Raw genomic sequence first — 22,062 nt, 5'->3', positions numbered from 1 at the left:
CCCATGTCACCCACTACCGCCGTCGTCAGCATCCTCGCCGCTGTTTTGCTCGGTGCGATGAGTCCCGGACCCAGCTTCGTGATGGTCGCGCGCAATTCGATCGGCCTGTCACGGCGCGACGGCGTCGCTACCGCGCTCGGCATGGGGATCGGCGCCATCTGCTTTGCCGGCATCGCGCTCGCGGGCCTCTATACGTTGCTCGCCACGCTCGCGTGGCTTTATGCGGGGCTCAAGATCGCGGGCGGCATTTATCTGCTCTACATCGCCTCGCGTATCTGGCGCGGCGCGGGCCAGCCTGTGACCATGGGCAAGAGCGAAACCCAGGCCACGCATCCGCGCAAATCGTTCTGGGCCGGCCTGACGACGCAGCTAAGCAATCCCAAGACGGCGGTGGCCTACGGCAGCATCTTCGTCGCGCTGCTGCCGCAACATCCGCCGCTCTGGTGCTATTTCGCCCTGCCGCCGCTGGTGTTCGCTATCGAAACGGGCTGGTACACCGTGGTTGCGCTCAGCTTTTCGAGCCAGCGTCCGCGCGACCTCTATCTGCGTGCGAAACGCTGGATCGACCGCATTGCGGCGGGCGCAATCGCTGCGCTGGGTCTGCGGCTGATCGTCAGCGCGGGGCATCGAGGACTCTGAAAGGCGGCCCGGGCGGTGTCCGAGCCGCCTGTTTCCCAAAGGAAACACTCTCTCGAAACAAAAATTTCCGGGTAATGCTTGACAGTCTATCTTCCAGTAGATAAATTAGAGTCCATGAACACGAAGTTGACAGTCCGCGAACAGGTTCTCGACCACGCCATCACCTTGATGATGCTGCGCGGATATAACGGGTTCAGCTATCGCGATCTGTCCGAACTCGTGGGCGTGAAGACGTCCAGCATCCACTACTACTTCCCGTCGAAAGACGATCTCGTGCTTGAGGCGGTGAAGCAGTACAGCGACGAAGTCATGCAGGCACTGCAAGCAGTCGATCCGGCGTTGCCGGCCGCCGAAAAGCTCGCGATGTATACGCGCTTTTTCGGCAAGACGCTCGGCGACGGCAACCAGATATGCCTGTGCGGCATGCTGGCCGCCGACATCGAAACACTGCCTGACGCCGTGCGCGAAGCTGTGCAAGCGTTCTTCCGCGCGAACGAGGCGTGGCTGGCGAAGGTGCTGGCGCAAGGCGTCAAGGAAGGCACGCTGGTGGCGCGAGGCAAGCCTGAAAGCGCGGCGCGCACGTTGTTCGCAGCGCTGCAAGGCAGCGTGCTGGCAAGCCGGCTGTTTCACACGAAGACGCGCCTGGAAGACGTGGAAGCGATGTGGAAGGTCGCCCCCTGAGTTCAACAGGGCGGCGAGAAAGATTCGAGGAAGGCGGTTCACCGCCTTTTTGCAGGACCGGCTATCTATCTTCTGATAGATAGCCTTATCAAGGGACGAGAAACCCGACGAGGGCTAACGTATGCTTTTGTCGTCGCCCCCAATCTATCTAGTAATAGATAGTATTTGAAGTATAACGATGGTGTTCCGATCACAATCATGTACATGCCACGATCGAACGCTATCGTCGATGTCAAGCAGTCAAGCACCGTCGCGAAGACCGCCATTGGTCTGGACGACTAATGATTTAACACCCGCAGTTGCCAAGCTGCATTGCTCACACTGGAGAGTCAGTCATGTCGATCGAAAAAGTCCTCTACACCGCCGAAGCCACCGCAACCGGAGGCCGTGATGGCCGCGCAGTCGTGCCCGCCAGCAACCTCGACCTCAAGCTCACGACGCCACGCGAACTGGGCGGCGCAGGCGGCGACGGCACGAATCCGGAACAACTGTTCGCAGCGGGCTACAGCGCCTGTTTCATCGGTGCAATGAAGTTCGTGGCGGCGCGCGACAAGATCGCGATCCCGGCGGACGTGTCGGTCAACGGCCATGTGGGCATCGGCCAGATTCCCAATGGCTTCGGCATCGAAGTCGAACTGCGCGTCTCGCTGCCGGGCCTGGACCGCGCTGCCGCCCAGGCACTGGTCGACAAGGCACATATCGTGTGCCCATACTCGAACGCCACGCGCGGCAACATCGACGTAACGCTGACGATCGTCTAAAGACGCGTCAAAAGTTTTCCCGATTTCCGATTGGAAACCGCAAGGAAACGGATAGAACGCGCCGGGCGGTGACGGAGCGGGCCAGGTCAGGACCCGACCCGGCGCCGTCCGGCGCGTTTTCTCGTTTTCGGATCGGAAACTTCACGTAGATTGCGTCGCGTCGCGGGCAAGCCCCGCCATCAGGCCGCTCGCGCGCTGCACCTTGGCGACGACGGCCCGGTCAAGCACCGAGCGCCCTTCCGGTACGGCCAGCGTCAGGAAAGCACGCGCCCGCGTGATGCCCGTATAAACGAGTTCGCGCGTGAGGATCGGGCTGTAAGTGTCGGGCAGCACGAGCGCCGCGTGAGTGAATTCGGAACCCTGCGATTTGTGCACGGTAAGCGCGAACACGGTTTCTACGCCTTGCAGACGGCTCGGCGAGACCCACTTCACTCCGCCCGTGCCGTCGCCCGAAGGAAACGCCACGCGCAACACCGGCGGCATCCCCTCGTCCACTGGCAAATCAAGCGCTATGCCGATATCGCCGTTCATCAGGCCAAGCTCGTAGTCGTTGTGCGTGACCAGCACGGGGCGCCCCGCATACCAGTCGCCCAGTGGCTCGATCAGCCCCTCCTCCTGCAAAAGCCGCGCGACGCGCCGGTTGAGCCCTTCCACGCCCCATGCTCCACGCCGCAAGGCACACAGCAACTGAAATTCCGTATGCGCCTTCAGCACGCCCGCTGCCCATTCGACGAGTTGCCCGGGCGTCGCGCCCGGTGCGGGACGCGTGGTGCGCATCGTTGCCAGATAGTGGCGATAGCCGCGTCGTTGCACGGCTCCGTCCTCTACGTCGAGCGCTTCGCCCACGCTGCCGTCGACAATCAGCGCGCGCAGCGGTTCGTCGTCGTGCGCGGGACAAATGAGGCGCGCGAGATCCGCGTAACCGTGCCGCCAGATCTTCGCCACGCCTGTGGCGTCGCCCGTATTGACGAGTTCGGCGAGCGCGCCGATGCCGCTTTCCGATGCGAAACGGTGACTCTCGCGCAGCATCGCCACGGCCTGATCGAGCGGCGTGCCGTGCTCGTCGAGCATCGCCGCGTCGATGCGCTCGCCCGTGGCGGCTTCCAGCCACGCGCGCGTCGCTTCCGTATAGTGGCCCTCGCGCGCGCGATCGCATAGCTCGCCCAGCACCGCGCCCGCTTCCACCGAAGCCAGTTGATCCTTGTCGCCAAGCAGAATCAGCCGCGCCGTGGGTGGCAATGCATCGAGCACGGCCGCCATCATCTCGAGGTCCACCATCGAGGCTTCGTCGATCACGAGCACGTCGACTGGCAACGGGTTGGCCGCATCGTGGCGAAAGCGCCGGCTGCCAGGACGTGTGCCCAGTACCCGGTGGAGCGTCGTCACAGCGGAGGGGATCGCGTTGCGCAACGCAGCCGCGTCCGCGCCCGGCGCGAGTGCTTCAAACGGCAAGCGCGCGACCGCACCCGCAATCGACTCGTTCAGCCGGGCGGCCGCCTTGCCCGTCGGGGCTGCCAGCCGGATTCGCAGCGGGCGGCCCGACATCCTGTCACCAAGAGCTAAAGTCTGCAGGAGTGCCAACAACCTCACGACCGTGGTGGTCTTCCCCGTGCCGGGTCCGCCCGTGATGATGCTGAAGGCGCTGCGCGCCGCGAGCGCGCAGGCCAGCTTCTGCCAGTCGGCGCGTCTTGCGGACTGCGCCGCCGCGCGCGGAGCGAACAACGCGTCGAGCGCAGCGCGCGCGGCTTCGGCAGGCAACTCGGTTTCGATGCGCGCGCGCTGTGCGAGCCGCGCCTCGATACCGGCACGCACATCCTGTTCGTATTGCCAGTAGCGGCGCAGGTAGCAGCGCGTTCCCGCCAGCACGAGCGGCGTATTACCTTCGCCCTCACCCACCAGATCGGCTACATCGAGCGCCGCGAGCCAATCCTCCACCGTCACGCCCGCCAGCACTTCGGCGGGCGGCTGAGGCGGTTCGTCGGTCAGCACCTGCGGACCATCAGGCGGCAAGGACAAAGCGAACGCCGGGTCTTCAAGCGTGGCCTGCAAATCGAGGCACACATGGCCGCGCCCGAGTTGATGACTAGCAAGCGCGGCGGCGAGTAGCAGCAACGGCGGCGCGTGGGGCGCCTCTTCCAGAAGGAAACGCGCAAATGCGCCATCGAGCGCGCGCAGCCAGCCGCGCTCGACCCAGCGGTCCAAGGTCGCAAGCATCTGAACAGCCGAATCCTGCGCCGTTGCGCGCACAACGGATTTTTGCGGTTCGCTCGCGTGCGCCACTGCAGGCGCATCGACTTCCGCCTGCTCGTCGAATTGCGCAAACAGATCGCCCGTCACGCCGATGCCATCTTTCGACCCTGTGGCCGCAGTCGTGCGTCGCTTCGTCATACCGCGCCCTCCAGCGTTTCGTGATTGGCAAACAGCGCGTCGAGTCCTTCGATCAGTTCACGCGGCGGCCGCTCGCAATGCAGTCCCTGGCTCGGCGAATTCCCCCCGCGCAGGAACATATAGACCGCGCCGCCGATATGCCGGTCGTAGTCGTAATTGGGCAGGCGTGACTTGAGCAAGCGGTGCAGCGCGAACAGATAAAGCGCATATTGAAGCTCGTAGCGTGAATGCAGGATCTGCGAGCGCATTTTCTCCACGGTATAGGACGCGTCGTCGGGACCGAGCCAGTTCGATTTGTAGTCGGCCACGTAGTAACGGCCTTCATGCTCGAAAACAAGATCGATAAAGCCCTTGAGCATGCCGTTCAGGCGCGTCGCATCCAGTAGCGGCCGCTCGGCGCCGTCGAGTGTCAGCGACGTGACGAGCGCATCGAGTTCGAGCGTATCCACCTTGTGCGCGGCCACCCAGAATTCCATTTCCGCCATATACGCCGATTTGTCGAGCGACGCGAGCGAAAGCGGCGACACCGGCTCGCCCTCGAAATCAGGCAAATGCAGCGGCGCGCTGATGAAAGACAGCATCCATTGCGTGAGCGCCTCGATCCACCGGTCCCAGCCACGCACGCTGCAGCGCCGCGCGATCATATCGCGCAAACGCCCATGCGCGGCTTCGTCGGCGATCTCTGCGAAGCCCTCGTTTGCCACCCACTCCATCAGTTCGTGCAGAAAGCTGCCTGCATCGGCACCCCGCTCGAAGCCGTGCATCGGCGCACCGGCGGGCGCTAGCAGATGGCCTTGCGAGGCTTGTGCGGCATCGAACGCCGCATCGCCATCATCGGGCGCGCGCGCGCCCAGCAGTTCGAGAAATACGTCCTCGCCACGCGTGTCGGGCGCGGCGCGTTCTTCGTCTTCCAGCTTCGCAGCGAACGCGCCGTGCGCCCCCCCGACCGTCTTGAGGCTCGAATAGCTCGCGATCCACCACGGCGTGCGCGCGCGGCGTGGGAACGTGCGCGCCCGTCCGCGTACCGCGCCCGGCCCCTGCATGGCGAAGACTTCGTTGCCGGGCGCCGGCGCCGGTGCGATGGCGATATCGTTGCACGGCCCGCGCAACGCTTCGAGCAGCGTATCGCTCTGCTGCGCAGGCAACGCTTCTCCCCCATTCACCAGATAGCCGAAAGCACTCCCCTCCACGTTCTGCACCGGCGCATAGCCGATCCAGGTCGCATAGCACGCACGCGTGAGCGCCACATACAGCTTGCGCAAATCCTCGCCAAGCCGTTCGCGGTCTGCTTGAGTCAGCACGGCGGGTTCCGGTTCCAGCGTAATTTTTAATTCGCCATCCTGATCATGCCATTTGAACGGCACGTCGTCGGCTTTCACCGCGCGATGCGCGCACGCGAACGGCAGGAAAACCAGCGGATACTCCAGCCCCTTCGACTTGTGGATCGTCACCACCTGCACCAGCCCGGCATCGCTTTCCAGCCGCAACTGGCGCGCATCACCGCCACCGCCCGCGCTTTCGTCCTCGCGCTGCTCGTCGAGATAACGGATGAGCGCGTGCTCGCCGTCGAGCTGCGTGCTCGCCTGTTGCAGCAATTCGGCCAGATGCAGCAGATTCGTGAGCGCGCGCTCGCCGTTCAGGCCGGACGCCACGCTCTCGCCAAGCAAGCGCTGTGGCACATGAAAGTCGTTGAGCAGGCGCCGCAACATCGGCAGCACGCCCTTCTTGCGCCACACTTCGCGATAGCCGCGGAATTGCAGCACGCGCGCTTCCCAGACAATTTCGTCATGGCCCAGCGCGTCCAGTTCGCTCCAGCTCAATCCCAGCGATGCCGTGGCGAGCGCGCTGCGCACGAGCCGGCCATCATCCGGTTCGGCGCAAGCGCCCAGCCAGTAGCGCAATTCTTCCGCCTGAGGCGTGCGATACACCGAATCGCGATCCGATAGATAAACGCTACGCACCCCACGCACCGCCAGCGCCTCGCGAATCGCGCGCGCTTCGTCACGGTTGTTCACCAGCACAGCCATATGCGCGGGCCGCAGCGGCTTCAGGCCGTGTTCGCCTTCGAAACCCGCCGCGCCCATCTGGCCCAGATTGAGCAGGCGCACCATTTCCGTGGCGCAACTTGCTGCCATACTCGAAAAATACGCGGTCTTGCTCAACGGCTTGCCGTCGTCCGTGCCCGGAAGCCACCAGACGTTGAGCGCCGAAAGCGTCTCGCCATTGGCCACGAGTTCGTCGGGACGACCCTGCGCGTCGGCGGCGACGAACGGCAACGCATTTGCCTCGCCGTGCGCGCCGCGAAACAGGAATGCACCGCTGCCCTCAGGACGCGTTTCCGCTGCGTCGAAACAACGGTTGACCGCATCGACCATCGCGCGCGTCGAGCGGAAATTCTTCTTGAGCGTATAGAGCCGCCCCGCGCAGGCACGCCGCGCGCGCAGATACGTATAGATATCCGCGCCACGAAACGCGTAGATGGCCTGCTTCGGATCGCCGATCAAGACGATTGCCGTATCGATGTTGTTCGACTCGATCGCATAGACCGCATCGAAGATCTGATACTGAACCGGGTCCGTGTCCTGGAACTCATCGATCAGCGCCACGGGATACTGCTTGCGAATGATTTCGGCAAGCCGCGCGCCGTTCGGTTTTTTCAGCGCGGCCAGCAGGCGAGTGAGCAGATCGTCGAAACCCATCTGCGAGCGGCGCGCTTCTTCCTCCTCGAAACGCCGCGCGACCCAGCGCGCCGCGTGACAGAGGATCGGCAGCTTCGCCTCGGGTCTCGCGCCCAGCGCCTCCAGCAAGGTTTCCATCGCCGTGAAGCACGCGTGCGAAGGCGGTTTGCCTTCCTTCCAGATTTCCGCGAGACCGTCCGGCGTGAGACGCGTCCACACGGCGGCATCGTCCTTGAAACCTGGATGGGCGCTTTCCGGATCATTGGCCCATTCGCGCAGCTTCGTGAACCAGTTTTCGCAATTGCGCGTATTCAGCTTTTTGGCGTCGAACAGCTTTTTTTCGCGCGCCGCGGCGATCAACCCTTCTGCTTCGTCGATGCCCGCGCGCCATGGTGATTTCAGCGCTTCGAGTTCCTCATGCGCCTGCGCGCGCGCTTCGAGCAGCGCAGCAGCCGGCGCGACGGCATCGGGCAGTTTTTCGGCGTGTGCGAGCAGGCCGCGAATCGCGCCATGCAACGCATCGGGGCTCGCGAACCATGCACGCACTTCCCCCGCACCGTGCGCGTCGAGCGGCGCCATGAAGGTACGCCAATAGTCGCGTACGACTTCGGCACGCAGTTCGGTCTGATCCGTTTCCAGTGTCTGCGAAAAGAGGCTGTCGCTATCGAACGCATGCTCGCTGAGCATTCGGTTGCACCAGCCGTGGATGGTCGACACCGCCGCCTCGTCCATCCACTCGGCGGCCAGTTGCAGGCGGCGCGCGCAGCCAGGCCATTGCTCCGGCACATACGCTTCGCGCAGATCATGCAGAAGATCGGTACCGGGCGCGCGAAACGGCACTTCATCGGGCAGCGCGCGGAAATACTCCGCGGCTTCGATCAGGCGCGCGCGAATACGCTCGCGGAGCTCTTTCGTCGCGGCGTCCGTGAAGGTCACGACGAGAATTTCAGGCGGCGTAAGCGGGCGCATGCCGCCTTGCCCAACTGCGGCTTCCTCGCCATCTTCGTCATATGGGTCGTGCGGTTCAGTCGCGCCGTGATGGCCCAACACGAGCCGCACATACAGCATCGCAATCGTAAAGGTCTTGCCGGTGCCCGCGCTCGCTTCGATCAAGCGGCTGCCGTAGAGCGGAAAGCGCAGCGGCTCCAGTACATCGGCGATCATGTCGTCGGCCGGGGTCATGCGGTTTCTCCAGCGGAATCAGTTGCACCGGCGGCGTTGGCCGTGCGTTTATTCTTCGACGACGAAAGCGGCGCACGCTGCACCGGCATCAGCAGCGAAGTTGCGAGCGCAACGAATTCGTCGCCCGCAATAAGTGCGTCGAAATCCGGGAATGCCCGGCGCAGATAAGGATTCGTGTCGCGTTCACCCGCCAGGCGCGCCGCGCCTTCGAACGCCGTACGCGCTGCGTCCCAGGCCTCGGCTGGAATTTCACCAGCACCCGCCGCAAAATCCACGGGCAGCTTGCGCAGCCACGCAAAAGCGGTTTTGACGGCCAGCGGCAAGGGTCGGCGCGAACCTTCGTCCCACGCCGCCAGCAGATCGAGCAGCCACGCACGCGCGACATCAGGCGCCACCGGCGCGAATTCCGCCACGCCCACCTTGCTGACGATCACCGTCGTCACTTCGCCCGCCGCCAGTTGCGCGGCGACGTGCGCCACCCAGTACGCCACGAGCCGGTCGCCACGATACTTGTTGTCCTTGATGAGCGTGCCTGCATCGAGCATCACGCGCCCGAGCGCACCGCCCTCGCCTGCCCGCACGTCGTCGATCCAGTCCCGAAGTTCGAGCACGCGGCCGTCACGTTGAGCATCGAGACGAATTTCGTATTGATGCGCGAGCGGCGTCGGCCAGCGCGCAAGCGCCTTGCGATATTCGCCGAACAGTTCTTCCATCGGTTCGAGCAGCTCTTCTCCGATGACTTCGCCGAAGCCGCCCGCCGCAAGGTCGCCGCTGCGATGCATGCGTTCGAGCTGCGCGCGCGCAACGGCGTCGAGGTCGTCCTCGCCGCGCTCCATCGCGCGCAACTGCGCGCGAATCAGTTCGTCCTGCAATTGCCACGCCTGCAAGGCATCCACTTCAAAAGGCTCATGGTTCTCGCTGGCTTCGTCCCGCATTTCGAGGCCCACGCGCAGGCGCTGCCGGAAAAATCCGCGCACGGGATCGCGCAGAAACTCGCCCAGTTCGCGAATCGAGAGCGGTTCCTCACGCTCCTGCGGGGACAAAGGTCCATCGCTCCGCGTTGCGCTCGCGAGCGGCGCGGGGCGACTCCATTCGTGCGCAAACGTGTAGAGCGGCGCATCATGCGGATCGGCCGGAAAGTAATCGGCGCTGAACGGTTGCAGGCGATGTTCGATCGTCAAGGCGTCAACGAGTTTGCCCGGCTTGTCGGCCTCTTCGCCTTCGAGCCGCCAACCCGACTTCAGATGGTCGCGCAACTGCCCGACGAGCACCGAAGGCGGACGCGGCGTGTTGTCGGTCACGCTGCGGCCCACCCACGAAATATGCAGATGATCGCGCGCGGACAGCAGCGCTTCGAGGAACAGATAGCGGTCGTCCTCGCGGCGCGAACGGTCGCCGGGACGATAGTCGCGGCGCATCAGGTCGAAGTCGAGCGGCGTGCGGCTGCGCGGATAGTCGCCATCGTTCATGCCGAGCAGGCAGACGTAGCGAAACGGAATCGCCCGCATCGGCATGAGCGTCGCAAACGTCACAGCGCCCGCAAAAAAGCGCTGCGCGAGGCCGCCGCCGTCGAGCTGGCCGAGCCAGTTTTCCGCGACGATCGCAAGCGGCAGCGTTTGTGTGAGCGCGGCCTCGTCGCAGGCATCGCGCCAGGTCTGCAACGCGTTGTCTAGACGCTCCAGCGTATAGGCATCCTCGCTTTCATCGGCGGCAAAGAACGTGGCCTTGAGCGCGCGCAGGCGCACGCACCATTCATCGACGGTGGCCGCTTCGCTCAGCGTGCGCCAGGCGTTATCGAGCGCATCGATCAGACGCGTGAGCGGCCCGAGCAAGGCAGCGTCGAGTCCGCCGATTTCGGCATACGGCTCGATGCCGCGCCACGCGAGCGCGCGCTCGCCCGTCGCGTAGCCGAGCAACATGCGTCGCAGTCCGAACATCCAGCTATTGGGCGCGCTGTCTTCCTCGCCTTGCGGCAGCCCCAGGCTTGCGCGCTGCTGCGCATGCAGACCCCAGCGAATATTCGCGCCGTCGATCCAGTTGCGCAGGGTCGGCACATCTTCGGCATCGATGCCGAAGCGCGAGCGCACGGCCGGCACCTCAAGCAGATCGAGCACGTCGCTGACCGTCACGCGCGCGTGCGGCAGCGATAGCAGCATCTCCAGCGCACCGATCAGCGGATCGAACGCGCGCTGCTCGCGGTCCGCAATGCTGAACGGGATATAGCGCGGATCGTCGCCATCGACGAGACCGAATACAGCCTGAATATGCGGCGTATAGACCTCGATGTCGGGCACCATCACGATCACGTCGCGCGGGCGCAAGGCGGGGTCAGCCGCGAATGCCGCGAGCAGGCGGTCATGGAGAATTTCCACTTCGCGCTGCGCGCTGTGCGCGACGTGAAAACGGATCGAATCGTCCACCTGCGGATCGACCGCGGGCCAATGCTTGCGCGTCTCGGGCAAGGGCCGCAGATCGCGTATATCGTCCTGCAACTGTTGCAGCAGCGTATGCGCCTCGCCGCCATCGAACAGATCGATACGCTGGCCGATGCGCGTGAAATGCGGCGTATAGGTCTCGCGCGCTTCGTCGCTGTCGTATTCGTCGAGCAGGCCGATGAAGTCGCGGCCCTGCTTGCCCCATGCCGCCAGCAAGGGCTGCGCGTGCAGATGCAGTTGCGAATCGTCGAGCACGGCGGGCGCGCCCGCGCGGCGGCGCTGGCGGGCGTGACGCGCGCGCAGCAAGTCCTGGTCGGCGACGATATCGGCCCAGTAATACATGCAGGGGTTATGCACGCACAGCAGCACCTGGCTCCAGCGCGCGAGCGCCGCGAGCACTTCGAGCGACTGACGCGGCAGGCTCGAAATGCCGAACACCACGAGACGGCGCGGCAGCCCCTGCGGGCGCGCGTCGCCTTCCTGCCAGCTTTGAGCGCGCTGCATGAACCGATCGTGCACGGCGGCGCGGCCCGTCTGCGCGAAGGCGCTGCCATCGGTCCCTTCCAGCCCTTCCGGCGCGCGCTCGCTCACGTCCGCCAACAGCGCGCGCCAGAGCGCGGCTTGCCAGCGTGCGTCGTCGGCAAGCGCAATGCGGTTATTGCGTGCATCGATCACCACATCGTCGTGCGCGGCCCAGGCGGCGAGCCAGTCGGCGCGATAGACCTGGTACTGGTCGAACAGATCGGCGACGCGCTGGGCCAGCTGGAAGCACTTGCGCTGCTCTTCGTCGTGCGCCATGAAGCGCTTGAGCGGCCCATAGCCCGGTTCGTCCAGCAGTGCGGGCAGCATCCGCATCAGGCGCCAGACGAGGCGCGACTTGTCGAACGGCGAGACGGCCGGCACGGCCTTCTCGCCGAGCACCGCACGATAGACGGCCCAGAGAAAACGCGAAGGCAGCGACATTTCGAGCGCCGCCGCAATGCCGCAGCCGCCATCCTGCGGATCGGCCGCGAACGCCAGCTTGAGCCACTGTGCGATGCCGTTACTCTGCACCAGCAGCATTTCCTTTTCGAGCGGCGCGATCGGATGCTGGCTGATCCAGTTGACGATCAGGTCGCGCAGGCGCTCAGGCTCGTTGCCGTGGACGAGCATCAGCCCGGTGGGCAGTTCGCGCGCGCTCAAATGCGGCTCCCAAGGGCCAATACCGGGAAATGCGCGACGCGCGCGCGGATTCGAAGCATGAGGGATGCGGCCATGTCGCCTGGTCGTGTCTGTTGCCGATAAGAAACATCATGCGCCGCGCCCGCTTTCCAAAGCGAAACACGGCACGGACCGGCACTGCGCCGGCCCAAGGCAACATGTTACGACATCGCCGGCTTAGCCGAGACGCATCCCCCCGGCAGGATCGAAGAAATGCAGGCGCGCCGCCGGCAGGGGCGTTAGCGCACACCGCATCAGTGAGGCCTCAATGCGAAGCGATCAGGTCATCCACCACGCGAATCACATGGCCCGGCGTGATCGCCGTGGTGCACTGGTAACGCAGCGCATCGTTCGCGTGACGCGGACACCAGCTGAAATCGCCGCCGAATTCGAACGAGAAATCGTTGTAGCAGCTATTGCAGGCATGGAAATTAATGACGCGCCAAGGCGTGCGAAATTCGGCGTTCGGGTGCGAAAAGCCGCTGATCAGCACCACGGGCACGCCCACGGCCCACGCGAGCCATGACAGCCCGCTACCCAGTCCGACGAAGAAGTCCGCGTGCATCAGCAGGCTTGCGCGCTCCTGCAAGGGCCGCTCGCCGGTGAAGTCTTCCGCGCCTTCGGGCATCGTATTCAGCGCGCCCGGCAGGCCATATTCGCGATCCCGGTCGATGCACAGCACGCGGTAGCCACGCGACTTCAGATGCGCAACGAGCGTGCGCCAGCCGTCCGGATGGTTCCAGTATTTGCACTGCGCCGAGGCCTGCGTCGCGATACAGACGTAAGGTTCGGGCACTCTGCGCGCACGATCGGCAACAACGATGTTCGTGCGCCGCTCCACAGCCGGGACGCCGAGCATGTAGGAGGCAAAATCCTGGAGGCTGCTCACCCGCGGATCGGTCGGCTGATGGTCGCGATCGGCGTAAGGGGAATAGCAGCCTATGCGGTAGGTCGCGTAAATCGGCTCGCCATGTTCGTGATCCCGCTGCGGCGATTCCGATACGAAACGCAACGCCGGATAGCCTTCCTGGAACAGCGCATGCAGCCAGGGCTTCATCTCGACGCTCACTTCACCGCCGTAACGCTGCCGGAACGCCTCAATCGCCGGAACCCAGGCAATGGCATCGCCAAGCGCCCCGGAACCGAGCGTCATCCAGACACGTCGGCCCTGCACGTCGAACGCATGCGAAAACACCCGGCGTTCGCCATCGAATACTTCCAGCAGAAAGCGCACGAAATACTTGCGGCGGCTAGCCGCGATCTCGCCCGGCGCGAGCGTCGCGTCGAAAACGAGATTGTGTGTATCGAGATCGAACATGCGCACGCGCCAGCCCGCCACCGGCACCTGCACGCGGCATCCATAGTTGAAGTCGAAGCGGATGCCCTCGGGTCCGGCGAACAGCGGCGTGTCATCGCGCGCTGAATCGGCCACGAAAGTGGCCGAGATTTGACCGCGTTGCCGATCGGAAACTTGCGGTACTTCAGCGGGCGGTTGCGAGGATTCGGGGCGCTCGGGCGTGTTCATCGTCGGGATCTCGCGTGCAGGCGGCACGAGATGCGCCGCCGGTTCGGGGCGGTGCGCCGGGCGATATCCGCCAGCGCACCGCGTGCGCGATGATAGTGCAACGCCGCCCAGGCGCCCCGGCACGCAGATCAAGCTTTCATGCGATTCGCCTGAGTCCGAACATGCCCGCGTGTGCCATGGCGTTTCAGGCCAGCGTGGCCGCCGCGAACTTGCCGATATCCGTGGCCGGATCGCGCAAGGCAGCCACGTCGAGCGTCTTGCCCGAACCCACGAGTTTCTTGCCGCACAGGAAGTCGGGCATCGATGCCACGGCGTCGACCGCCAGCAGCGCGCCGCTCTTCAGATAGTAGACAGCGAAACGGCGCGCCGCCGGATCGCCGCGCACGACGGTCTCGTCGTAGCCTTCGTGCAGGCCCACGGTCTGCAGCTTGAGATCGTACTGATCGGACCAGAACCACGGTGCATCGCACGCCGGACGCGCCTTGCCGACGATGGCCGAGGCCGCCAGCTTCGCCTGCTCCACCGCGTTGTGCACGCTTTCCAGACGGCCCGTGCGCCCGTAATGCGAAAGCGGACGGCTCGCGCAGTCGCCGATCGCGAACACATCCGGGTCGGACGTGCGCGCGTCGTCGTCCACCTGCACGCCGTTAGCGCAGACGATGCCCGCCCCTTCGGCCAGCGCGACGTTCGGCAGGATGCCGATGCCAATCAGCGCCAGCGTGGCGGGCACGACCTCGCCGCCGGCCAGTCGCACGCCGGTGAGCTTGCCGTTCTCGCCCACGAGCGCCTCGATCTTCGCGTTCAGGCGCAGATCGACGCCTTGCGCGCGATGTTCGTTTTCATAGAAGGACGAGACGGTTTCGCCGGTCACGCGGCCCAGCACGCGCGGCGCGGCTTCGAGCACCGTGACGTCGTGGCCAAGTTGGCGCGCCGCTGCAGCGGCTTCCAGGCCGATATAACCCGCGCCGATCACCACGAGCTTTTCGCCGGGCTTGACGCGCTCACGCAGCACATCGGCGTCCGCCAGCGAGCGCAGCGCCACCACGCCGGCCAGATCGTGGCCCGGCACCGTCAGGGCGCGCGGCGTGGAGCCGTTCGCGAGAATCAGCTTGTCGTAGTGCAGCGTGGTGCCGTCGGCGAGCGTGAGCGTATGATTCGCGCGGTCGAGCGACTGCGCGGCCACGCCGAGTTTCAGCTCGATGCGCTGGTCCTCGTAGAACTGGCGCGGCTTGAGCCAGAGCCGCTCGACGTCCGATTCGCCCTTGAGATAGGTCTTGCTCAGCGGCGGCCGATGATACGGCGGCACCGGCTCTTCGCCCACCAGCACGACGCGCCCTTCGAATCCATACTGGCGCAGCATGGCCGCCGCGTTGCCGCCCGCGTGCCCTGCTCCGACGATGACTACCGTACCCACTACGGTGCTGCCTTGTTCCTGCATGTCCGCTCCCAATCGGTCAATTGCTGCGCTGCCACCAGCGGGCGCGCTTCGTTCAGGACCGAGATCATCTCATGTCTGCGCGGCCAGCCCCAAAAAAGCCCGCGCTTATACGTCAAACCTCGTCGGACCTTCAATCGAGCGCCTGATCGTCGGGCGCCGCATAAAGCGCCCGCAATTGCGCGGTCATGGGGAAATCGATCGTTACGCCGTGCGGCGGTACCGGCTGCTCGAACCACTTGTGGTAGAGCACGGCCATCTCGCCGCTCTTCATGAGCGCGCTCATCGTATCGTTCACGAGCTGCTGGAAAGCGGGATCGCCGTTGCGCATCATGAATGCGTAGGCCTCCGAAGATTGCGACGTGCCGACGATCACCCAGTCCGATGGATGCGTCGTCAACGACCGCACGCCCGCCAGCAGCACATCGTCCATCATGTAGGCGACGGCGCGGCCCGATTCGAGCGCCTCGCGCCCTTCGATATAGTCCTTCACGCTGATCACGCGCATATCCATCTGCTTCTGCAAATTCATGGTGCGCAGTATGTGCTCGGAGTGGGTGCCCTGATTGGTGAGCACGCTCTTGCCCATGAGGTCCTTGAAATCGTGAATGCCGGAGTCCTTGCGCGTGAGCAGGCGCGTGCCCGCCACGAAGAAGGTATTTGAAAACGTCACCTGACTCTGGCGCGCGCGCAGATGCGTCGTGACTCCGCATTCCAGATCGACGGTGCCGTTTTGCACGAGCGGAATATGGTTCTGCGACGTGACGGGTATGAAGCGCACCTCCAGATTCGGGCGCTGCGTTCTGGCCTTCACGGCCGCGATGATGCGATTGCAGATGTCCTGCGAAAAGCCGATCACGTGGCCGTTCGCATCCCGGTACGAAAAGGGCAAGGAGGCCTCGCGATAGCCGACGGCAATGCGATTGGCGGCCTGGATCTTCTCAAGCGCAGGCTGCGCGACCTGCGCGCGCACCGCGTCTGATAAAGCCAGCAGCATGCACAGACTCAAGGTCAGCGCTCGCGCCGCACATTTTCGGTCTCGCTCCCTCATGTTCGCTGTTCCATTTCGATGTAGCAGCCATGAACCCCGCCGTGCGGGTGAACCACGATGTTAGCGTGTGCGCGCCTGCCAGGCGAAAATCGCGGCGAAAAAAAAGCAGCGGACGCATCCGCTGCTTTTCGGTCGCTGCATGAGCGCATCAGCCGCGATCAAGCACAATCAAGCGCCGCGCTTCGCCTGGCCATTGACGATTTCCTTCGGCTGCAGCAGCGCCAGCACCGCGCCCAGCGCCATCGCCGCCGCCACGCAGTACATGCCAGCGTTGGTGCTGTGCGTAACGTCCTTCATCCAGCCGATGATCGACGGGCTCACGAAACCCGCGAGATTGCCGATCGAATTGATCATGCCGATCGCCGCCGCCGCCGAACCGCCCGCGAGAATCGCGCTCGGCCACGCCCAGAACACCGGCATGGTCGCGAGCATGCCCGCCGCGCCCACGGAAAGCGCAAGCATCGCGAGCGGCACGTTGCTGGCGAACACGGTGCTGAAATACAGCCCGAGCGCCGATGCGAACGACGCGACGGCGAAGTGCCAGCGGCGCTCGCCATTGCGGTCCGCGCTCTTCGCGACGAACAACATGCTGAACACGGCACAGGCATACGGAATCGCAGTCAGCAGGCCCACGTCGAGGGCGTTTTTCACACCGCTCGCCTTGATGAGCGTCGGCAGATAAAAACTGATGCCGTAGAGGCCCATCATGCAGCAGAAGTAGATACCGGCCATCAGCCACACACGGCCGTTGCCGAATACCGAAGCCACCGACGCATGGCCTTTTCCAGCCTGATCGAGTTCGATGTTCTTTTCGAGCACGGCGCGCTCTTCATTCGTGAGCCAGTTGGCCGCGCGAATGCTGTTGGGCAGATAGAACAGCGTAATCACGCCGAGCACGAACGACGGCACCGCCTCGATCAGAAACAGCCATTGCCAGCTCGCCCAGCCGTCACGGCCGTCGAAGGCCGCGAGAATCCAGCCCGACAGCGGACCGCCCAGCACGCCCGCGACCGGAATGCCGATCATGAAGAGCGCGTTCATGCGGCTACGCCGCGCGGCCGGGAACCAGTACGTGAGATAGAGCACGATGCCGGGAAAGAAACCGGCTTCGGCCACGCCCAGCAAAAAGCGCACGATATAGAACTGCGTGGGCGTCCTGACGAACAGTGAAGCCGCCGAGATCACGGCCCATGTGAGCATGATGCGCGCGATCCACACACGTGCGCCCACCTTGTGCATGAGCAAATTGCTTGGGACTTCGAATAAAAAATAGCCGATGAAGAAAATGCCTGCACCCAGGCCATAAACGGTCTCGCTGAATTGCAGATCACTAAGCATTTGCAGCTTGGCGAAGCCCACGTTCACGCGGTCGAGGTAAGCCGCGACGTAACAGAGAAACAGAAATGGCAACAGGCGCAAAGTGGCCTTTGCGTAGGCCCGGGATTCGAGTTGTTGTCGTGCGGCGCTCGACAGGCCGCTGGCGAATGTATTCATGGTCTCCACATGGTATGCCCGAAAATCGGAGCGTGGGTTCTTCTACGTGTTCTGGATACTTCGGCTGGAAGCGCGGATGTTACCGGTCGCGCCGCCAGCATGCAATCGACATCAAAGCCGGCATGATCGTAGCGGCCTGCCTTCAGGGATGTCAACCATTCGTAAGACAAGGCCGATCTGCAGACGCCGGCGGCGGCGGGCTAGAATCGGCATTCGGGTTTCACGGTATTCAAGTTCGTCGAAACACTCGCCTGGAGGAACGCACGCCATGACTCTTGCCGCTTCGCTTCGCCGCCCGCGCGTTTATCTTGCGGGTTTCGACGTGTTCCGCCTCGACGCTGTCGAACACGGCGCGCGCCTCGTCGCCGCCTGTGCCGAATTCGGTTTCGAAGGACTCTATCCGCTCGATGCGCAGGTGCCCGCCGATCTCGACGGCCCGCGTCAGGCCGCATGGATTTATCGCGCCAATATCGACGCGATCCGCAGCGCCAATATCGTCATGGCCAATGTCGATGACTTTCGCGGGCCGGGCGAGCCGGACTCGGGCACGGCGTTCGAAATCGGTTACGCCGCAGCGCTCGGCAAGGAAATCTGGGCCTATACGGCGGATCAGGGCACGCTGATCGAGCGCGTGCCCGCGCAGCCCGCACCGCAAAAAGGCCATGGCCGTATTTGCGAGCGCGGCTACCTGGTGGAAGATTTCGGTCTGCCAAAGAATCTCATGATCGCCTGCGCGGCGCGCGTGGTACAGGGCGACGCACGCGCGTGTCTGGAGGCGATGGCGCGCGGGCGCCCCGACTAGCCCCGCGCGAGCCTGCCTTTAGTGATGCATCGCGCTCATCGTGTTCATGCGCTGCAAGGCGCGGATCCGCGCGATGGCCGGGCGGTCCGTCACCGCGCTCTGGTAGAGCTTCGTCAGATCGGCCTTGAGCGCAGTGCGCGACGCGCCGTCGAGATAAACCATATGGCCCGAAGGATAGAAACGCGCGCTCAGGTTATTGCGCACTTTCTGGTCTAGCAGCGGCATCTTCTGCAGATCGATCACGGTCTGGTAGAACGGCGTGACGAAATCGTAATAGCCGTTCGCGGACAGCACACGCAAATCGGGATTCAGCGCCATGACGGCAGCCAGATCGCCTGCCGTGTAGAGGACGATGTTGCCCTGCGCATCCAGCCCCTTCTGCGCACCCGTGGGATCGATGTGGCCGAAGTCCCAGTTCTTGAAGGCCTGATCGTTGAGATCCGTGAACGACGAGTTGGTGCGGAACTTGAGCTGCTCGTTCAGGTAGCTGTTCCACATCGCCGTGTAGACGCCGCTCACCGCCGTCATGGTCGGATCGTTGCCGCCCGAATTCGGGTCGATATTGCCGGCGATACCCGTGTCGATGGCCGTCACGCGGCCGTCGTACGAGCCGAGCGCCATGCCCTTGTCCTTGAGCAGCGTCGTGAGAAATAGCGAGTTGCCGCGACTATCGTAGGCGGCGATATCGAGATTCCACGATTCGAGCGTCTGCGTGTCGATACCTGTGTATTGCGAAAGCGTCTTGAGCGTCGCGGGAATCACCGTGTTTTTCGGATCGGGGAATTTCTGCAGCGCCAACCGGTAATCGGTGCGCGCAAACTGCGCGACCTGGGCCGCGAACGCGCCCAGATCCCTGGGCGCGGGCTTCAGGCCCAGGCGCTTATGGAACCACGCATCGGCCGCCGCCGTCGGCAACGCGCCCACCGGGTTGCCGCTTTGCGTGTAATCGAGAATCGACGATTGCAGCGTAATGCCGTTCAGGTCCACGCCGTCTTCGTGCAGGCGATACGCGAGCACGCAGCTACGCGCCGTGCCATACGATTCGCCATAAAGAAACTTGGGCGAATTCCAGCGATCGTTCGCGCTCAGATAGCGCTTGATGAATTGCTTGAGCGAATCCGCGTCCTGATCCACGCCCCAGAAGTCGCGGTTATGATGCGGCGCCACCGCCGCCGAATAGCCCGTCCCCACCGGATTGATAAAAATGAGGTCGCTGCGATCGAGCAGGCTGTCCGGGTTGTCTTCGAGCGTATAGGGCGCGGGCGGCGTAAAGCCCGGCATCGACGTCTTGATGCGCCTGGGCGCAAACGAGCCGAGCAGCACGAACACCGACGACGACCCCGGCCCGCCGTTATAAAAGAAAGTGACGGGGCGATCCTGCGCCTGCACGCCGTCCTTCGTGAACGCCACGTAGAAGATCTTGGCGTTGGGCTGCGAACTGCTCGGGTCGACGGTGACGAGATGGCCCGCCGTCGCGGTATAGGCAATAACCTCGCTGCCGATCTGGATCGCGTGATGCGTGATCGCGGCGTTCTCGGTCATGTCGGTGACGAAGTCGTCGGGGCCGTTGCCGTAGGCGGTGGGATCGAAACACGGCTGGTCGGCCGGGCTGCGGTGCTTGCCATTGCCGCCGGCCGCTCCCGCCGCATGGCCGTTTCCTTTAGTGGATTGAGCCTCGTCGTTCATGTCGTCTCCTTGCTGCATCGCCCCGGCCAGGTGCGCCACCCAGGCTGGCGATGCGCGATCGATGCACGTGTTTCGCTTCGGAAACATCCGAAGCGCCTCGGATACCATCGGAAACAGGAAGCCAGCACTGCAGGTGCGACGCGGCCATATCGCTCGCCACGCCCACGTTGATGCTATACCGAACGCGCCGCACGCCGCCCTATGCGAGCGCGGCGGCCACCTTGGTGCCCACCGGCGTGCCCAGTCCCGTGCAGGCGTCCCAGCCCGGCGCGGCGGCGTAGTCGCCGTTGCTGCCGCTCGTCACGTCGTTGAAGGCATCGGCCTGCGCGTAGAGTTTCGCGTTGACGAAGCCCGCTAATTTGCCGCCGTTCGCGTTGATGCGGGCGATCAGCGCGGCCCAGAGCGGCGCGACGGCGCTCGTGCCGCCCACCACGGTGTCCGCGCCGCCGATGCGCACCGCGTAGCCCGTCGCCGGATCGGCGTCGCCGGCCACGTCGGGCACGCCGCGGCGCACCAGCGCGCCCGCCCCGCCGTTCGCGCGCACGAGCCGCAAACCCTTCTGCCACGCAGGCAGCGCGAACGTCATGCTGACGCCGCCACCGGTCGCGCCATCGTCGCCGCTACTCCAGACGGTCTCGCGCGAGATGCGCCCGTTGGCCGCCGCCACGTGTGTGCCGCCGCAACCGAGCGCATAGGGGCTCGACGCCGGGAAATCGACATGGTCCGCGCCATCGCTCACGCCGTCCGAAGAGCCACTATCGCCCGACGCCGCGCACACCGTCACGCCCAGCGCCACGGCGGTTTGCAACGCATCGTTGAGCGCGCCGAGCGATTGCTGCGACCACGCGGATTCCGGCGCGCCCCAGCTGATCGAGATGACCGAGGGCTTGCGCTGGCTGTCGTGCAGCGCGGCGCTCACGGCATCGACAAAGCCGGCCTCGCTATTCGGCGCGAAATAGACGGCGATCAACGCGGCGGGCGCGAGCGCGCCGACGATCTCCACGTCCAGCGTGACCTCGCCGTCCGGGCCGTTCGGGTCGCCGGTGGGCGCGTTCTTCATCTGATCGACCGAGACGTCCTGCACGGTGGGTTGCGGCACGCCCAGCGCGCTGAAATAAGCCTGCAGATCGGATTGCGCGTAGCCGCCGCCCATTTCGATGAGCGCGATGCACTGGCCCTTGCCGTCGCCCGCGGGGAAGCCGTATAGGCCGGCGAGTTGCAACGGCGTGAACGAGCGGTTCACGGCGCGCGCGGCACGGATCGGCGCGTGGATGGGCGCGTCGCCGGTCGTTGGGGACTCGATACGGAAATGCGGTTGCACTTTCGCGCGGCTGTCGAGGCCGACGACCGCCGTGACGATGTCGTGCATGTCGTCGGGCAGATGCACGGGGCCAACGGGCTGGCGAAAATGCTGTTTGAGTGCGCCAACCTGATGCTCGAAGCGCTGCAGATCGACGCCGAATGCGTCGTTGTACTGCTGCACCGTGCCCGACAGCACGATGCGACGCGCAGCGGCGTCGGCCTTCACGACCGCGAGGCCATGTGATCTGGCGAAATCCTCGGCCCGCTTTACATCGGCTGCCGCAGCGCCAAAACGCTGTTCGTAGTCGGCACGTGAAATCGGTCGAGCACCCTTGGTGCCCGCCGTGATGCCGTCCACCAGCGCGCGGAAGCCCGCTTCATCCTGGCGACGCAGAATCAGCACAACCTCGAAATGTTCTGCCGGGTCGCATGCGCCCACGCATTGCGCGCCCGCCGGCACGGGATGGTCACTGCCTGCCACGGGATGCCTGGTCATAACCGCTTCTCCTCGATGGATACGCGCCCCGCTCGCGGGCGAGCACGTGTCGGATTGTGCAGGTTCCACGCGCCGCGCGGCGGCTCCTTGCTCGTCCGGGCACCGCCTGGCGACTCATCGCGCATCGCCCCAGGCTGGCCAGTGGATCGCGCAATGCGCGCACAAAACGACAAGGGTGCGCATACGGCATGCCCGCCCTGCAGGTCTTTATGGCTTTGGCGATCGGGTGCGCCGACCTTTCATATGACATTTGTTATACCGGCGATAACGTCGACAAATATTTCCCCAATATTTGGCTCGTGAAGAT

At 64.5% G+C, this 22,062-nt stretch carries 13 protein-coding genes; 4 read left to right on the top strand and 9 right to left on the bottom strand.

All coding sequences use genetic code 11. The annotated features are described in order from the left end of the window. Nucleotides 1-3: 3 nt before the first annotated feature. The 3 genes from B0G62_RS07020 to B0G62_RS07010 all read left to right on the top strand — a co-directional run bounded on the left by B0G62_RS07020 (nucleotide 4) and on the right by B0G62_RS07010 (nucleotide 2,081). The gene (locus B0G62_RS07020; RefSeq protein WP_103703431.1) at nucleotides 4-639 is read left to right on the top strand and encodes a LysE family translocator; all 636 of its coding nucleotides are present in this window, start codon (nucleotides 4-6) and stop codon (nucleotides 637-639) included. Between the two features lie 114 nt (nucleotides 640-753). Continuing rightward, a complete protein-coding gene (locus B0G62_RS07015; protein ID WP_103703430.1) occupies nucleotides 754-1,320 on the top strand; it encodes a TetR/AcrR family transcriptional regulator in 567 nt (188 codons plus the stop codon). 335 nt (nucleotides 1,321-1,655) lie between these two features. Then, nucleotides 1,656-2,081 (top strand): organic hydroperoxide resistance protein, encoded by a 426-nt coding sequence (locus tag B0G62_RS07010; RefSeq protein ID WP_103703429.1) that lies wholly within the window; start codon nucleotides 1,656-1,658, stop codon nucleotides 2,079-2,081. 141 nt (nucleotides 2,082-2,222) lie between these two features. On the opposite strand, the gene recD is transcribed toward B0G62_RS07010, so the two are convergent. The 7 genes from recD to B0G62_RS06975 all read right to left on the bottom strand — a co-directional run bounded on the left by recD (nucleotide 2,223) and on the right by B0G62_RS06975 (nucleotide 17,469). Continuing rightward, the gene (recD, locus tag B0G62_RS07005) at nucleotides 2,223-4,469 is read right to left on the bottom strand and encodes an exodeoxyribonuclease V subunit alpha (RefSeq protein WP_103703428.1); all 2,247 of its coding nucleotides are present in this window, start codon (nucleotides 4,467-4,469) and stop codon (nucleotides 2,223-2,225) included. Next, nucleotides 4,466-8,329 (bottom strand): exodeoxyribonuclease V subunit beta, encoded by a 3,864-nt coding sequence (recB, locus tag B0G62_RS07000; protein ID WP_103703427.1) that lies wholly within the window; start codon nucleotides 8,327-8,329, stop codon nucleotides 4,466-4,468. The genes recD and recB overlap by 4 nt, the downstream gene beginning before the upstream one ends. Beyond that, nucleotides 8,326-11,946, bottom strand: a complete 3,621-nt coding sequence (gene recC / locus B0G62_RS06995; RefSeq protein WP_244193129.1) for an exodeoxyribonuclease V subunit gamma — start codon at nucleotides 11,944-11,946, stop codon at nucleotides 8,326-8,328. The genes recB and recC overlap by 4 nt, the downstream gene beginning before the upstream one ends. Before the next feature lie 283 nt (nucleotides 11,947-12,229). Continuing rightward, entirely contained in the window at nucleotides 12,230-13,489 is a 1,260-nt protein-coding gene (locus B0G62_RS06990) for an autotransporter strand-loop-strand O-heptosyltransferase (protein ID WP_146055214.1), read from the bottom strand. Between the two features lie 184 nt (nucleotides 13,490-13,673). Beyond that, a complete protein-coding gene (locus tag B0G62_RS06985; RefSeq protein ID WP_103703425.1) occupies nucleotides 13,674-14,927 on the bottom strand; it encodes an NAD(P)/FAD-dependent oxidoreductase in 1,254 nt (417 codons plus the stop codon). Nucleotides 14,928-15,057: 130 nt separating this feature from the next. Beyond that, nucleotides 15,058-15,921, bottom strand: coding sequence for a transporter substrate-binding domain-containing protein (locus B0G62_RS06980; RefSeq protein ID WP_244193128.1), 864 nt, complete (start codon nucleotides 15,919-15,921; stop codon nucleotides 15,058-15,060). Nucleotides 15,922-16,143: 222 nt separating this feature from the next. Next, complete coding sequence (locus B0G62_RS06975; RefSeq protein WP_103703423.1) at nucleotides 16,144-17,469, bottom strand: MFS transporter; 1,326 nt, start codon at nucleotides 17,467-17,469, stop codon at nucleotides 16,144-16,146. A gap of 268 nt (nucleotides 17,470-17,737) precedes the next feature. Here B0G62_RS06975 and B0G62_RS06970 point away from each other — a divergent pair, with 268 nt between their 5' ends. Further along, nucleotides 17,738-18,271 carry a nucleoside 2-deoxyribosyltransferase gene (locus B0G62_RS06970; RefSeq protein ID WP_103703422.1) on the top strand — a complete coding sequence of 178 codons (534 nt, stop codon included), beginning with the start codon at nucleotides 17,738-17,740 and terminating at the stop codon, nucleotides 18,269-18,271. Nucleotides 18,272-18,289: 18 nt separating this feature from the next. Here B0G62_RS06970 and B0G62_RS06965 read toward each other — a convergent pair whose 3' ends face one another. Both B0G62_RS06965 and B0G62_RS06960 read right to left on the bottom strand, forming a co-directional pair. Further along, nucleotides 18,290-19,957 carry a S10 family peptidase gene (locus B0G62_RS06965; protein ID WP_167401197.1) on the bottom strand — a complete coding sequence of 556 codons (1,668 nt, stop codon included), beginning with the start codon at nucleotides 19,955-19,957 and terminating at the stop codon, nucleotides 18,290-18,292. Between the two features lie 199 nt (nucleotides 19,958-20,156). Then, nucleotides 20,157-21,755, bottom strand: a complete 1,599-nt coding sequence (locus B0G62_RS06960; RefSeq protein ID WP_103703421.1) for a S53 family peptidase — start codon at nucleotides 21,753-21,755, stop codon at nucleotides 20,157-20,159. Nucleotides 21,756-22,062 lie beyond the last annotated feature (307 nt).

The organism is Paraburkholderia eburnea, from assembly GCF_002917095.1.
Lineage (GTDB): Bacteria > Pseudomonadota > Gammaproteobacteria > Burkholderiales > Burkholderiaceae > Paraburkholderia > Paraburkholderia eburnea.
The sequence above is the reverse complement of the archived record's forward strand: the minus strand, read 5'-3'. Positions and strand labels throughout refer to the sequence as shown.

What these genes read in the sequence shown, in the direction of transcription:
- B0G62_RS06970 (WP_103703422.1), top strand. Translation starts at nt 17,738, where the DNA reads ATGACTCTTGCCGCTTCGCTTCGCCGCCCGCGCGTTTATCTTGCGGGT.
- recB (WP_103703427.1), bottom strand. Translation starts at nt 8,329, where the DNA reads ATGACCCCGGCCGACGACATGATCGCCGATGTACTGGAGCCGCTGCGC.
- B0G62_RS06980 (WP_244193128.1), bottom strand. Translation starts at nt 15,921, where the DNA reads ATGCTGCTGGCTTTATCAGACGCGGTGCGCGCGCAGGTCGCGCAGCCT.
- B0G62_RS06990 (WP_146055214.1), bottom strand. Translation starts at nt 13,489, where the DNA reads ATGAACACGCCCGAGCGCCCCGAATCCTCGCAACCGCCCGCTGAAGTA.
- B0G62_RS07010 (WP_103703429.1), top strand. Translation starts at nt 1,656, where the DNA reads ATGTCGATCGAAAAAGTCCTCTACACCGCCGAAGCCACCGCAACCGGA.
- B0G62_RS06985 (WP_103703425.1), bottom strand. Translation starts at nt 14,927, where the DNA reads ATGCAGGAACAAGGCAGCACCGTAGTGGGTACGGTAGTCATCGTCGGA.
- B0G62_RS07015 (WP_103703430.1), top strand. Translation starts at nt 754, where the DNA reads ATGAACACGAAGTTGACAGTCCGCGAACAGGTTCTCGACCACGCCATC.
- B0G62_RS06975 (WP_103703423.1), bottom strand. Translation starts at nt 17,469, where the DNA reads ATGAATACATTCGCCAGCGGCCTGTCGAGCGCCGCACGACAACAACTC.
- B0G62_RS06960 (WP_103703421.1), bottom strand. Translation starts at nt 21,755, where the DNA reads ATGACCAGGCATCCCGTGGCAGGCAGTGACCATCCCGTGCCGGCGGGC.
- recD (WP_103703428.1), bottom strand. Translation starts at nt 4,469, where the DNA reads ATGACGAAGCGACGCACGACTGCGGCCACAGGGTCGAAAGATGGCATC.
- B0G62_RS07020 (WP_103703431.1), top strand. Translation starts at nt 4, where the DNA reads ATGTCACCCACTACCGCCGTCGTCAGCATCCTCGCCGCTGTTTTGCTC.
- B0G62_RS06965 (WP_167401197.1), bottom strand. Translation starts at nt 19,957, where the DNA reads ATGAACGACGAGGCTCAATCCACTAAAGGAAACGGCCATGCGGCGGGA.